The organism is Pontibacter ramchanderi, assembly GCF_002846395.1.
GTDB classification, from domain to species: domain Bacteria; phylum Bacteroidota; class Bacteroidia; order Cytophagales; family Hymenobacteraceae; genus Pontibacter; species Pontibacter ramchanderi.
The window spans coordinates 437,462-450,832 of record NZ_PJMU01000001.1 but is presented as its reverse complement, the minus strand read 5'-3'; the positions used below and the strand labels follow the sequence as shown (position 1 = coordinate 450,832).

Below are 13,371 nucleotides of genomic sequence, written 5' to 3'. Positions count from 1 at the left end.
GGCGGAGGTTTAAAAATATAATTTTTATTAGATAAAATATATATAGTGAATTTGCCTAGCAGTTAAATATATAATTTCTATAATTTTCATCTCAGTTTCCACTTATCTCGCTTTACTATGCAATTTTCAGCTAGGGTATATTATACCTTAAATCATAATAATGACTGCTCTTCCGTAACGATTTTCAAAAATATAGGTAATCTTAGTGGGGATGATGTTTTGGTATTCGACATCGTTCCGAAAGTGTAAGTATACAAATTAGCATAAAACTGAAGCACCCGTGGATAAACCAAAAGGAAAGCTCATTGCCATTGGCGGAAATGAAGACAAAGGCTCATACCCAAACCCCAAACACAAAAAGAAATACTACCTGGATTTCTTTGAGCTGGGTATACTTAAGCGTTTCCTGAACGAGATACCTGTTTCCAATCCCACCATCGAAGTCATCACCACTGCTTCGCTTATACCTGAAGAAGTAGGCGAGCGCTACGAGAGTGCATTCGGCATTTTGGGTTGTGAGAACGTGAACATGATGCACATACGCGAAGAAGAAGATGCCCTGAAGCCTGAATACCTGGAGCGCATCCGCAAAGCCGACGGAATTATGTTTAGCGGAGGAGACCAGTCCCGTTTAACCCGCATCTTCGGAGACACGGAATTTCTGCAGATCGTTCATGACAGGTATTGGAACGAAGATTTTGTAGTGGCCGGAACCAGTGCCGGGGCTATGGCCATGTCGGAGGTTATGATCAAGGGCGGTAGCTCCACGGAATCGCTATTGCGCGGTTCCGTTAAAATAGGTCATGGCTTTGGCCTCATTAATGGCGTTATCATCGATTCTCACTTTGTGATCCGGGGTCGTTTCGGCCGGTTAATGGAAGCGGTTGTTTCTCACCCCAAAACAGTCGGTATCGGCTTGGGCGAAGACACAGGTGTACTGATCACGGAGGGGCACATGATCGAGACCATCGGTTCGAACCTGGTTGTGATCGTAGACGGCTATGGTGTGGAGTATACCAACATAAATGATATAGAACCCGGAAGACCGGTGGCCATCGCCGGCATGATGATGCATGTGCTGGCGAAAGGAAACGTGTTCAACATCAACTCACGCGCTTTCTATAAAGACATGCAAGACGTGGAGAAGAACGAACTGGCCTCAGAGTCGCGCAGTTAAGATTTGTAAATCGCCACGATACCTTCTTTGCCGCTGGTGCGGTAACCCCTGTACATTCCTTCAGAGTTAAAAGGCAGGGCCAGTTCTCCTTTGCTGTCAACAGCAACCAGACCTCCCTCTCCCCCAAATTTTACGAGTTTGTTCATCACCACTTCGTTGCAGGCCTGCTGCAAGGTATAGCCTTTGTACTCCATCAGACACGAGATATCGTAGGCAACCACCGCTCGTATGAAATACTCACCGTGCCCGGTGCAGGAAACAGCGCAGGTTTTGTTGTTGGCGTAAGTGCCGGAGCCGATCACGGGGCTGTCGCCGATGCGGTTGTAGTTTTTGTTTGTCATACCGCCGGTAGAGGTCGCAGCGGCCAGGTCGCCGTTCGCGTCGCGGGCAACGGCGCCTACTGTGCCGAACTTCCGCTCCTCGGTGTGGTCGAGCATGAAGATGTCGGTGTCGCGCACCTCTCGCCATTGCTTATAGCGGTGCTGGTCGTAAAAGTACTCCTCCGGCTCAAAGTCGATTTGATACTTTCGGGCAAATTCCTCTGCCCCATAGCCGCTCAGGAAGACATGGTCGGAGTGCTCCAGGATGGCGCGTGTCAGACGCACCGGGTTGCGGATGTTCCGTATACCTGCTACCGCGCCGGCCTCCAGCGTTCTGCCGCACATAATGGCAGCGTCCATTTCATGCTTGCCCTCTTTTGTAAATACAGAGCCACGACCTGCATTAAACAAAGGTGAATCCTCCAGCAGCACAACGGCCAACTCCACGGCATCGAGCGCGGTGCCCCCTTTTTCGAGTACTTCGTAGCTTTGGTTGAGGGCCTTGGAGAGCGCCTGCTTGTAGGCTTTTTCTAGTTCTGGGGTCATAGAGGCGGGCGTAATGGTGCCTGCCCCACCGTGTATGGCAATGGCTAGGTTCTGCATAGGGTTTGGGTGCGTTAAAATAACTCCTACGCCTGCAGGGCCTCAGCTGTTTTGCCAGCTTGATTTTAGAGTAAAGATTTAAAAAGGACTTCATTTTTCATCCCCGCCGAAACCAAAGATTTCGTATATTTGTCCTTAGATCAATGTATTCATTATAAAGTTTATTTTATGTCGTTTGATATTCAAGGAAAGCTGTACGAAGTGTTTGAGGAACAGCAGGTAAGTGAAAAATTCAGAAAGCGTGAGTTTGTGCTGGAGATTCCGGACGGTTCTTTCACGCAATACTGCAAGTTCCAGCTCACGCAAGACAAGTGTAACCTGATCGACAATTACAAGCAAGGCGACGAAGTGAAAGTTACTTTCAACCTGACGGGCAAGCCCTTCACCAAGAATGGCCAGACCATGTACTTCACCAACCTGCAGGCTTGGCGTGTTGAGGGTGCCGCTGCCTCTGGTGGCTATGGCGCTCCGGCTGGTGCTCCTGCTCAGGAATCAGCAGCTCCTTCTTTCTACAGCAGCGATGCAGACAACGATCTGCCTTTCTAATATATATTGCGTATAAACAGAGCGAGCCCCCACAGGCTCGCTTTTTTTATGCCTTTTGTGAGCGGACCTAAACAAAATGAGGCTTCCTGCTCTTCTTATACTGTAACAAGGTATAGCCACTATACCTGAAGCCTTCTGACTATGGACGATTTACAGCGCCTGATCTGGCAGGGTGAGAACGATCAGGTTGATTTCAAACAACGCGTCACGCAGCCCGATAAAATTGCGCGCACCCTGGTCTCCTTCGCTAATACCCGTGGTGGTACCATCCTCATCGGCGTCAAAGACGATGGCAAAGTGGTTGGCATCGATCCGGATGAAGAGAAGCATACCCTGGAACTGGCTGCCAGTTTTTACTGCGATCCGCCGTTGCAACTCCTTTATGAAGAAGTAGAACTGGACAACCATACCATCCTGAAGGTGACTGTGCCAGAAAGTGACCGTAAGCCCCACTTTGCCAAAGTGAAGGATGATGACTGGCGTGGCTACGTGCGGGTAAAGGATACCAGTGTGCAGACAAGCAAAATGGTGGAGAAGTCGATGCTGGCTGAGGAACCTACTTTCGAGCGCATCCCATTGGACCGCCACGAGCGTGCCGTGCTGGACTATCTGGCGCTCAACCGCCGCGTTACGCTCCGTCAGTATATGAAGATCGCGAATCTATCTGAAAGACGGGCGTACCGGATGCTGGTGAAGCTGGTGATTCATGGGTATTTGCGGCTGCATGATAAGGAGAAGGAGGAATATTATACCTTAAGTTAATCGTGTTGAAGTATTTTGATGGTTATGACGCGATCGTCCTCACTTGTGCCAGGTATAGAGAGGCCTCTGCCCCAGGTATACCTGGCCACATGGCTATACCTATACAAGCGTAGCTTCAGCTTTTCTATATCTTAAGCTTTTTTGCTTTATAGCTTGGCCGGGCGGGCACTTACTTTTCTCCTTGATGAAAAGAAAGATTGCCCCTACTCCCACTCGCTGACCGCTCAAAAAAAATCGTCATTCGTGCAATTGGCACAGCTACTTATTTCATTGCTCAAGGGACAAGTTAGTCTGCTATACCTGCCAGTGGTCATGTGCAACAGATCTTATACCTTGGAAATGGTAATAGCAGAAGTTCCCCTTGGGGGTTTGGGCCCTCAACTAAGAAGGGAACGAGGTATGTTAATCGAGCACAGTTCCTTCCCTTGATTTTGGAGCTGGAATCCCCCTGCAAAAGCGGATTATTAAGACAAAAGTATATCAGCCGCTTCCTTATTCCCTGAAACTCCTGCTCAAGTCAAGTGTCTTTTCATTTCCCTTTTCATAGTATTCGGTGTGGGTGGGCTGTCCGGCGCGATTGTATACTTGCCAAGTACCAAACCAATAATAGTGAATTACGCGCTCCGTCTCCTCTGTTCTGGCCATACCCTGCTTTTGGAGTTGTCCATTGTCATGAAAGATTTTTACCAAAAACTCTTCTTTGTTTGGTTTGTGGTATTCGATCTTACGGATGCTGCCGTCCGGATAGTAGTAGCGCCATTTGCCCCGCTCCTCGCCGTGTTTGAATCTTCCGTCACGCAACAAGGTGGTATTATCCGATAGGTATAGTTTCCAGCGACCATGATGCCGCCCTTCTTTATCAAAGCGATTGATCTGGAAGGGCCATATTCCTTTTTTAGACTTGGTCTGTGCCTGCGAATTGAATGGGATGAAGAAGAGCAAAAGAAAATACAAGGTATAGCTGACTTTCATAGACGATAGCTAAGTGATAGGTTAACTCATAGTTGGCCGAAGCAGATGCAGCCTGGCAAATATAAAAATATTTTTTGTTTCAACTAATTAATTAGTTGTACTCATAAATATTGTAAATTGTTCTTAATCAAGGCAGTAATTTTCTGTTTGAATTTATAGCAGTAACATAAGTTGTGTGAAACCACTTTGTGCTGATTCTATAGATAGACTGAGCGCTATGTATTTGCGTAAAAAGATTAAATACACCTCTTTAGCCCTACCCTTATGCCCAAACAAACGAAGACCGCACAAGACAAACCAGAAAAAATATCCCGCACCGCCAGTAAGGTAAAAGAACCGGCACCTGGTAAAGCAGCTGACTCGAAAGGTAAAAAGATATTCGTGCTTGACACTTCGGTTATCTTGTATGACCACAGCGCGGTGCAGAACTTTCAGGAGCATGACGTAGCCATACCTATCACCGTGTTGGAGGAGCTCGATAACTTCAAAAAAGGCAACGATATTAAAAATTTTGAGGCCCGTGAATTTATCCGTTTTATAGATAAACTCTCTTCGGAGCACATGCTACAGGAGTGGATCCCGCTCAACGGTAAGACCAAAGGCAAGTTTAAGGTGATGATGAATGGCAGCGCCAAGCTGGATGCCACCAAGATTTTCGGCGACAAGAACGACCATCACATTCTTAACTCTGCCCTGCAGATGCAACAGGATTTTCCTAAAAGCAAAGTTGTGTTGGTTACCAAGGACATTAACCTGCGCCTGAAGGCCCGCTCACTTAATCTGATCTCAGAGGACTACGAAACCGGTAAGATCCAGGACGTGGCGGGGCTCTATACCGGCAGCGATACACTCGAAGAAATTGATCCGGGTGTGATCAATGATCTATATGATAAGGGAAGCTCGGAAAGTGGCAAGGTTATTAAGGAAACGCCCGCCGACAACCACTTTTATGTCCTCAAGAGCTTTAAGAATTCGATCCTCTCCTATTATAACCCAGCCGAGGACCAATTTGAGCGGGTAGACAAGCAGAGTGCCTATGGGGTGAAGCCGCGCAATGCCGAGCAGACTTTTGCCATGCATGCTTTGTTAAATCCGCGCATCAAGCTGGTAAGTATACAGGGCGTGGCCGGAACAGGCAAAACGCTGCTGGCACTGGCCAGTGCCCTGGAGCAGCGCCGGGATTACAAACAGATATACCTCGCACGTCCTATTGTGCCGCTCAGCAACAAAGATATCGGCTACCTGCCCGGCGATATCAAGTCGAAGCTGAACCCGTACATGGAGCCGCTTTGGGACAACCTGAAATACATTCAGAATCAATATGCGGAGAACAGCAAAGAGTACCAGAAGATCCGGGAACTGGTGGAACTGGAGAAACTGGTGATCACGCCGCTCGCCTACATCCGGGGGCGCAGCCTTTCAAACATTTATTTCATTGTGGACGAAGCGCAGAACCTGACCCCACATGAAGTGAAGACCATTATCTCCAGAGCAGGCGAGAACACTAAGATTGTGTTTACAGGTGATATTTACCAGATCGACACGCCTTACCTCGATTCGCAGAGCAATGGCCTCTCATACCTGATCGACCGGGCACGAAACCACCCGTTGTATGCACACATCACGTTGCTGAAGGGGGAACGGTCTGAACTGGCCAATCTGGCGAACGAACTGCTCTAGCTATACCTGTATGAAAGCGAAAGGCCGCTGCTATACCTAGCTGCGGCCTTTTCTATTGGCAATTTGGTTATTGGTGTCAGATTTAGCAGCGGGGTCGAACAGGTTTTTTAGTGATAGCAGGCTCTGTTCTGTTTCCTGCTCCGTCTTCAGTTTCTTGAAAAAGCCTTTGTACTTATTATACAAATCATCTGTCACCCGCGTTCGTTGCTGCCATACCACGCGCGTACCGCCTTCGAGCGGTTCGAGGCTGAAGATGCCGGTTGTTTCAAACGCATCTCCTTTGATGAGCTGCTTGTAGTAAAGTTCGCTGGGTGGTGTACTGTCGGTAAAGTGAACTTTCACCAGGCCTACTTTATCTCCGTTTAATTCCTGGTAGGCTCCTTTGCCGGTAAGCGGGCCACCATAAAGTCGGATCATGGTAGGGTCGTAGGCTTTGTTCCAGGCGTTCCACTTTTCCCATTCGGTTGGGTTGTTCAGGTATGGGAACACCTGCTCTGGTTTGGCAGGAACGACAATGGACCGTCTGACCTCATAGGAGTCAGGAAGAAGAAAAGAACCAAAATAAACTGCGGCCGAAGCTACCAGCAACGACACCAGCACGAAGTGTGGCGCTTTCATAAACGATGCGACATGCCTGAATGTGTATGGGATAATTTAATGCTAAAGGTACACCAATTTAAAGGAGAAAAAACATCACTGTCAAGCAAGCTGCCAAGATTATTTTTTGGCCAGGTCCTGATGGTCCATACCTTGTTGTCCGGCTCAACACCATTTCGTAGCTTTTAGCCGTATAAGGGCCAAACTAAAGACAAAAACATGATTCAGGATCTTATAAATAAAGGGCTGCAGCTATCGCAGCACACTATCTTCAAGCGTTTTTTGGGCAAGGCGGGTGGTCTTGTCTCCAAACCTGTCAAGTTGGGCATGCTGCTCACCACGGCCTATGGCAAATTAGTGGATGTAGAGAGTGATAAAAGCGGCTTCGCCCAGGTAAAGGAAGTAATGCAGACGTTCATCCGTTTGGTAAAAGCCTATATCAACGGTTCGTACCGGGAGGTTTCCAATAAGTCGCTGCTCGCGGGCGTAGCCGTGCTGCTATACCTGGTCACACCCCTCGACGTGATCCCTGACTTTATACCTGTCATCGGCTTCCTCGACGATATTAGCCTGATGGCCTGGTTCATCGACTCGTTCCAGAAAGAGATTACCAATTTTAAAACCTGGGAAAGCAACAAGGGGTTCGAGCCGACAATGGGAACGCTTTAAAGTTTAGGAGTTTGAGAGTTGATGAGGTAAGGAGTTTAAATTGTAAGGACAGGTCTTGACTCAATGCCGTCAACTTAAGCAACAACATTCCCAATTTTTTATCTCGACAGAATGGAGAGATCTGGATCAATTTAGAGCAATGGCAATAATTCAGATTTCTCTCTCTAATAGAGGGCCCCTACGCCCAGTTCGAAATGACATATTTGTTTAACTCGCCAACTCCCCAACTCCCAAACTCCTAAACTCATATTTCTTCCGTATCTTCGGCTCACAAAACCAACTCTAATAATAAACCATGATCAGTAAGCGCATTATAGCATTTTTTGCTGCCGCCTGCCTGAGTCTGGGTATAAGCACGGCCAAGCCTGACGAAGGGATGTGGCTGCCTATGCTCCTCAAGCAGCTCAACGAGGCGGAAATGCAGAAAAAGGGCATGAAGCTCTCTGCCGAAGACATTTACAGCATCAACCAGTCGAGCCTGAAAGACGCCATTGTTTCGTTTGGCGGTTTTTGTACCGGCGAGATGATCTCTTCTGAAGGTCTTCTGCTTACCAACCACCATTGCGGCTACGGCCAGATTCAGAGCCACAGCTCCGTTGAGAAAGACTACCTGACCAATGGCTTCTGGGCCATGAATCGTGAACAGGAGCTTCCGAACCCAGGCCTTTTCGCTACCTTTATCGTGCGCATGGAAGACGTGACGCAGCAGGTGCTGGCAGGTATACCGGCCAATGTAGCAGAAGCCGAACGCGAGAAAATGGTGCAGCAGAACATCGCCAAGGTGCGTCAGCAGGCCATTGCAGGCACGCACTACGACGCCATTATCCGCCCGTTTTTCTACGGCAACGAATATTACATGTATGTGACGGAGACTTTCCGCGACATCCGTTTGGTGGGTGCTCCCCCATCATCTATCGGTAAATTCGGTGGCGATACCGACAACTGGATGTGGCCACGCCATACCGGCGACTTTGCCATGTTCCGCATTTATGCCGACGAGAACAACAACCCGGCCGAATACTCTCCGAACAACAAGCCTTACAAGCCGAAGCACCACCTGCCTATTTCGCTGAGTGGTGTGCAGGAGAATGACTTTACGATGGTATTTGGCTTCCCGGGCCGCACGAACGAGTACCTGACCTCACACGCCATCCAGGAAATCTACGAAACCTCCAACCCGCACAAAATTAAGATACGCGACACGAAACTGGCCGTGCTGGACGAGGACATGAAAGCCTCAGACGCTGTGCGCATCCAGTATGCCGCCAAGCACGCGAGCGTAGCCAATGCCTGGAAGAAATGGATCGGTGAGAGCCGTGGTCTCCGCAAAGCCAATACCATTGCACGCAAGCAGGAGCTCGAAAAGCAGTTTACCGCCTGGGCTAATGCCGATGCGAGCCGCAAACAGACCTATGGAAACCTGATCTCCGAATTTGAAAAGAATTACAGGCAGCTGGAAGGCATCACCATTGCCCGTGATTATATTATGGAAGCCGCCTGGGGCGTGGAACTGGTGCGCTATGCCAATGACTTCATAAGGCTGAACGAGCTGATCGAAGCCAAGGCTCCGCAACAGGAGATCAACGCACAACTCGACCGTCTGGAGAAAGGCGTAGCGGGCTACTTTAAGAACTACAATGCCCCTACCGACAAGAAGCTGTTTGCTGCCCTGCTGATTATGTATTACGAGAACCTGGATCAGAAATTGCATCCGGCGGCCTTTGCAGTAGTACGCCAGAAATATAAGGGTGATTTCTCGAAGTATGCAGATGAAGTATACAGCAAGTCGCTTTTCACTTCTGAAGCGGGTGTGCGCAAGGCTATAGCCGATATAAAAGCAGGTAAGCCAAACCCACTGAAAAATGACCCGGGCTTCCAGTTGGCAAGCAGCATAAACGATTATTACCGTGCCAATGTGCTCCCTACCTACAACAAGGTGAACGATAACCTAAACCTGCTCTATAGAACCTACATGACCGGTTTACGCGAGATGCAGCAGGACCGTAAGTTCTACCCGGATGCCAACTCGACCCTGCGTGTGGCTTACGGCAAAGTGGAGCCATACGAACCTGTGGATGGCGTGAAGTATAAGTACTTTACTACCCTCGAAGGCATTATCGAAAAAGCTGCCTCTGGTGCCGCCGAAGACTATGCTATACCTGCCCGTCTGCAGGAGCTGTACGACAAGAAGGACTACGGCCCTTATGGCGTGAACGGTCAGCTTCCGGTGGCTTTTATCGCATCGAATCACACCACTGGCGGTAACTCCGGCTCACCGGTAATCAACGCTAACGGTCAGCTGATCGGAACGAACTTCGATCGGAACTGGGAAGGCACCATGAGTGACCTGACTTACAACCCGGATCAGGTTCGTAACATCTCCGTGGACGTGCGCTACATGCTTTTTATTGTAGACAAGTTTGCTGGTGCCGGTCACCTCGTAAAAGAGATGACACTGGTAACGGACAACACTTCCGGTCTGCCGCAGATCGATGCCCGTCGCAAATCCGAAATACCGGCAGAAGCTACGAAACTCTCCAAAAAGGAGCAGCGCAAAGCCGAGAAAGCCGCTAAAAAAGCTGCTAAAAAGAAAGAGAAAGAAGCTGCAGAGGTTGTAAACTAGTCTCAGTCATTATATTTATTATTCAAAAGCCCTGTCTGCTTAACCAGATGGGGCTTTTTGTTGGGCCTTATACCTCCCAGGGTCATGCCTTCACCTATTTTGCCGCTTGCACCGGAGTCAAATTATAATAAGCAAATACAGAGGCTTATAACTTTGGTAAGTATTAATCTGCGCTGATGCATATTTTATACCTACTTTTGCCCTATAATAAAGCCCAAATTTGATTTGACTAGCAATACTCGCTGCAGGGAATGCAGCTAATTTCTAAAAACAGACCCATTTAGAATAGGCGTTATAACCCAAGTGATGAAAGTCACTTCTGCGACTGACTACAGTCATAAAAATAAAAGAGTGTGTGGTGTTCTTTTGTAACCATAAAGACACTCTAACAGCAATTCTTATGAAACGGTCACATTTACCAAAAGCAATACGGCTGGCCATAGTAGGCATATTCTGCCTCGGAATGGCTACTTCCTGTGGTACCAAGACCACAAATGCCGAGATACTCAACTCCCTCAACGAAACGGCCGCTCCCGCGGAGATGCCTGTTATCGAGGCTGAGTTGACCGACGCTCCCCTTGTTCCCGCCCCGATCACCCGCAAGCACCCTGCTAAAGTAGTGGTACGCCTGGAAGTAACCGAAGTGGTGAAAAAGCTTGCTGACGGCGTGGACTATACCTTCTGGACCTTCGGTGGTTCGGTGCCGGGTAAATTTATCCGCGTGCGCCAGAACGATGAGGTGGAGTTTCACCTGATGAACCACCCTGACAGTAAAAACCCACACAACATTGACTTGCACGCCGTAACAGGCCCAGGTGGTGGCGCAGCCGCTACTTTTACAGCACCTGGTCAGGAGACGGTGTTTAATTTCAAAGCGATCAACCCTGGCCTGTATGTATACCACTGCGCTACAGCACCGGTAGGTATGCACATCGCCAACGGTATGTACGGCCTGATCATGGTGGAGCCGGAAGAAGGTATGGAGCCGGTTGACAAAGAATACTACGTGATGCAGGGTGACTTTTACACCAAAGGAGCCTTCGGTGCCCCTGGCCTGCAACCATTCGATATGGAAAAAGCCCTTGACGAGAAACCCTCTTATGTGGTGTTCAACGGTTCTGTAGGTTCTATGACAGGCGACAATGCCATCACTGCCAAAGTAGGCGACAAAGTGCGTCTGTTTGTTGGTAACGGCGGTCCAAACCTGGTATCGAGCTTCCACGTGATCGGTGAGATCTTCGACAATGTGTATGTAGAGGGCGGATCAAACGTGAATAAGAACGTTCAGACAACCCTTGTACCTGCCGGTGGTTCTGCCATCACAGAGTTTAAAGTAGACGTTCCGGGTAACTACGTGCTCGTGGACCACTCCATCTTCCGTACTTTCAACAAGGGTGCCCTGGGCATGCTTAAAGTAGAAGGCCCGGACAACCTGGCCATCTTCTCCGGACAGACCGAGCAGAAAATATACCTCCCAGAGGGCTCAGTGGTACAGGAAATGCCAAAGTCTAACGCTCCGAAAGCTGCCATTGCCAATAACAAGGACATGCGCCTGGAACTGGGTAAGACACTGTACGCCCAAAACTGCCAGGCTTGTCATCAGGCCGAAGGCCAAGGCATAAAAGGCGCCTTCCCGCCGCTTGCCAAGTCTGACTACCTGAACGCTGACGTGGATCGCTCTATCGGGGTGGTGGCACACGGTCTGGAAGGTCAGATCAAAGTAAATGGAGAGGTATACAACAGCACCATGCCAAAGCTGAAACTGAGTGACGAGGAAATTGCCAATGTAATGACCTATGTGCTCAACAGCTGGAGCAACAAAGGCGGCGAAGTAACACCTGAGCAGGTGAAGAAAGCCAAAGACAAGTATAAGCACTAATCCTTAATACTTAGTACCATGTTCCGACGACTTCTGACCCTAGTTTTGGTGATCGGAGCTTGCAGTATAGCACAAGCACAAAAGAGCACCCCGACCGATATGGTTCCTGTAAAGGGGGGCACTTTTGTGCCGCTGTACGGCAGCAACAACCAAACCGTGACTGTGCAGAGTTTCCGGATGGACAGATACCCGGTCACGAATGCCCAATATGAGGACTTTTTAGCCAAATATCCAAAATGGCGGAAGTCGGAGGTGAAAGCACTGTTTGCCGACGCCGGCTACCTGAAGCACTGGGCCAGCCCGCTGGGCGTGGGCCCTGCAGCAGATAAGCTGAAAGACAGCCCTGTGATCAATGTATCTTGGTTTGCGGCCAAGGCCTATTGCGAGTGCCAGGGCAAGCGACTGCCAACCGTAAACGAATGGGAGTTTGCCGCACTGGCCAGCGAAACGAAAAAGGACGCCTCCAGTGAGCCCAGCTTTTACCAGCGCAGCCTCGACTGGTACAGCCAGCCCAACCCCAAGTACCTGCCTCCAGTGCAGAGCGCCTTTAAAAACTACTATGGTCTTTACGGCATGATCGGGTTGGTATGGGAATGGACCTCTGACTTTAACTCTGCCCTGATCGTAGGCGAGTCGAGACAAAATGCCAGCCTGGACAGGCAATTGTTCTGCGGTGCCGGATCTACCGGAGCCAGTGACGTGAAAAACTATGTGGCCTTTATGCGCTACGCCTTCCGCTCCAGCCTTAAGGCCAACTACACCGTGGCGAACCTGGGCTTCCGATGCGTGCAGGACGTACCCGTACAGACTACAGCCAAAAAATAATTCGAATCTTATGAAACGCTTTACCTTATACCTGTTCACGCTTATCGCGCTTGGCCTGACTGCCTGCCAGCAGGAAGTGGCACACGAAGATGACAGCTGCTGCGCAAAGCCAGTTGCTGAAGGCCTGCCTGATGGCACCGGTACGCTTGCTATACCTGCAGCTGCCCTAACCGATATGTCGCTTTATAACCTCGATTCGGACTGGCAGAACCAACGCGGTGAAGAGCTTAAGTTGCAGAATTTCCAGGGCAAAGTGCAGCTAGTGGCCATGGTCTATACCCATTGCAGCTACGCCTGTCCGCGTATTGTCGCCGACTTAAAGCGCATCGAAATGGGTTTGGAACAGTACAAGCAGGAAGATATCGGGATTGTGCTCGTAACCATGGACCCTGCCCGCGACACACCAGCGCGTTTGCTGCAGTTTGCGGAGTCCAACAACTTAAACCCAAAACGCTGGACGCTACTTACAAGCGAGCAGGATAACATCCGGGAGCTGGCCGCCCTCCTAAACATGAAGTACAAAATGGAGTTGGACGGCGAAATCTCTCACTCCAACATCATTTCTGTGCTGAATGAAAATGGTGAGATCATCCACCAGGCAGAAGGTTTAGGCGTTGAACCTGACGAAACCGTCAACGCGATCAAGAGCCTGTTGCAGAAAATTTAAAGTATAGCTCATAAACCAAAATCCCTGGACGATGCATTTGCATGCAGTCCA

General features: G+C 49.3%; 12 protein-coding genes. 9 read left to right on the top strand and 3 right to left on the bottom strand.

Annotated features, from left to right (window positions below):
- The first annotated feature begins 280 nt into the window (after window positions 1–280).
- Complete coding sequence (locus BD749_RS01945; protein WP_101442690.1) at window positions 281–1,177, top strand: cyanophycinase; 897 nt, start codon at window positions 281–283, stop codon at window positions 1,175–1,177.
- Here the strand turns inward: BD749_RS01945 and BD749_RS01940 are convergent.
- Window positions 1,174–2,100, bottom strand: coding sequence for an isoaspartyl peptidase/L-asparaginase family protein (locus BD749_RS01940; RefSeq protein WP_101442689.1), 927 nt, complete (start codon window positions 2,098–2,100; stop codon window positions 1,174–1,176). The two genes, BD749_RS01945 and BD749_RS01940, sit on opposite strands and share 4 nt — an antisense overlap.
- A gap of 168 nt (window positions 2,101–2,268) precedes the next feature.
- Between BD749_RS01940 and BD749_RS01935 the strand changes: the two genes are divergently transcribed.
- Both BD749_RS01935 and BD749_RS01930 read left to right on the top strand, forming a co-directional pair.
- Window positions 2,269–2,646 carry a DUF3127 domain-containing protein gene (locus BD749_RS01935; RefSeq protein WP_101442688.1) on the top strand — a complete coding sequence of 126 codons (378 nt, stop codon included), beginning with the start codon at window positions 2,269–2,271 and terminating at the stop codon, window positions 2,644–2,646.
- A 141-nt stretch (window positions 2,647–2,787) separates the two neighbouring features.
- Window positions 2,788–3,408 (top strand): AlbA family DNA-binding domain-containing protein, encoded by a 621-nt coding sequence (locus tag BD749_RS01930; protein ID WP_101442687.1) that lies wholly within the window; start codon window positions 2,788–2,790, stop codon window positions 3,406–3,408.
- Between the two features lie 492 nt (window positions 3,409–3,900).
- Here BD749_RS01930 and BD749_RS01920 read toward each other — a convergent pair whose 3' ends face one another.
- Window positions 3,901–4,380: a toxin-antitoxin system YwqK family antitoxin gene (locus BD749_RS01920; protein WP_245868627.1), complete on the bottom strand. Its 480-nt coding sequence runs from the start codon at window positions 4,378–4,380 to the stop codon at window positions 3,901–3,903.
- Window positions 4,381–4,644: 264 nt separating this feature from the next.
- Here BD749_RS01920 and BD749_RS01915 point away from each other — a divergent pair, with 264 nt between their 5' ends.
- Window positions 4,645–6,060: a PhoH family protein gene (locus tag BD749_RS01915; RefSeq protein ID WP_245868624.1), complete on the top strand. Its 1,416-nt coding sequence runs from the start codon at window positions 4,645–4,647 to the stop codon at window positions 6,058–6,060.
- Between the two features lie 36 nt (window positions 6,061–6,096).
- Here the strand turns inward: BD749_RS01915 and BD749_RS01910 are convergent, their stop codons facing one another.
- Window positions 6,097–6,678 carry an SRPBCC family protein gene (locus BD749_RS01910; protein ID WP_101442685.1) on the bottom strand — a complete coding sequence of 194 codons (582 nt, stop codon included), beginning with the start codon at window positions 6,676–6,678 and terminating at the stop codon, window positions 6,097–6,099.
- Window positions 6,679–6,876: 198 nt separating this feature from the next.
- On the opposite strand from BD749_RS01910, the gene BD749_RS01905 reads away from it, so the two are divergent.
- The 5 genes from BD749_RS01905 to BD749_RS01885 all read left to right on the top strand — a co-directional run bounded on the left by BD749_RS01905 (window position 6,877) and on the right by BD749_RS01885 (window position 13,320).
- Complete coding sequence (locus tag BD749_RS01905; RefSeq protein WP_101442684.1) at window positions 6,877–7,326, top strand: YkvA family protein; 450 nt, start codon at window positions 6,877–6,879, stop codon at window positions 7,324–7,326.
- Window positions 7,327–7,621: 295 nt separating this feature from the next.
- Entirely contained in the window at window positions 7,622–9,949 is a 2,328-nt protein-coding gene (locus tag BD749_RS01900) for a S46 family peptidase (RefSeq protein WP_101442683.1), read from the top strand.
- Window positions 9,950–10,349: 400 nt separating this feature from the next.
- A complete protein-coding gene (gene nirK / locus BD749_RS01895) occupies window positions 10,350–11,828 on the top strand; it encodes a copper-containing nitrite reductase (protein ID WP_245868620.1) in 1,479 nt (492 codons plus the stop codon).
- Window positions 11,829–11,846: 18 nt separating this feature from the next.
- The gene (locus BD749_RS01890; RefSeq protein ID WP_101442682.1) at window positions 11,847–12,653 is read left to right on the top strand and encodes a formylglycine-generating enzyme family protein; all 807 of its coding nucleotides are present in this window, start codon (window positions 11,847–11,849) and stop codon (window positions 12,651–12,653) included.
- A gap of 10 nt (window positions 12,654–12,663) precedes the next feature.
- Window positions 12,664–13,320, top strand: a complete 657-nt coding sequence (locus tag BD749_RS01885; RefSeq protein ID WP_180336293.1) for an SCO family protein — start codon at window positions 12,664–12,666, stop codon at window positions 13,318–13,320.
- The last annotated feature ends 51 nt before the right edge of the window (window positions 13,321–13,371 follow it).

Coding starts and splice junctions, on each gene's coding strand:
- BD749_RS01910 (WP_101442685.1), bottom strand. CDS start 6,678: ATGAAAGCGCCACACTTCGTGCTGGTGTCGTTGCTGGTAGCTTCGGCC.
- BD749_RS01885 (WP_180336293.1), top strand. CDS start 12,664: ATGAAACGCTTTACCTTATACCTGTTCACGCTTATCGCGCTTGGCCTG.
- BD749_RS01930 (WP_101442687.1), top strand. CDS start 2,788: ATGGACGATTTACAGCGCCTGATCTGGCAGGGTGAGAACGATCAGGTT.
- BD749_RS01940 (WP_101442689.1), bottom strand. CDS start 2,100: ATGCAGAACCTAGCCATTGCCATACACGGTGGGGCAGGCACCATTACG.
- BD749_RS01900 (WP_101442683.1), top strand. CDS start 7,622: ATGATCAGTAAGCGCATTATAGCATTTTTTGCTGCCGCCTGCCTGAGT.
- nirK (WP_245868620.1), top strand. CDS start 10,350: ATGAAACGGTCACATTTACCAAAAGCAATACGGCTGGCCATAGTAGGC.
- BD749_RS01915 (WP_245868624.1), top strand. CDS start 4,645: ATGCCCAAACAAACGAAGACCGCACAAGACAAACCAGAAAAAATATCC.
- BD749_RS01905 (WP_101442684.1), top strand. CDS start 6,877: ATGATTCAGGATCTTATAAATAAAGGGCTGCAGCTATCGCAGCACACT.
- BD749_RS01935 (WP_101442688.1), top strand. CDS start 2,269: ATGTCGTTTGATATTCAAGGAAAGCTGTACGAAGTGTTTGAGGAACAG.
- BD749_RS01920 (WP_245868627.1), bottom strand. CDS start 4,380: ATGAAAGTCAGCTATACCTTGTATTTTCTTTTGCTCTTCTTCATCCCA.
- BD749_RS01890 (WP_101442682.1), top strand. CDS start 11,847: ATGTTCCGACGACTTCTGACCCTAGTTTTGGTGATCGGAGCTTGCAGT.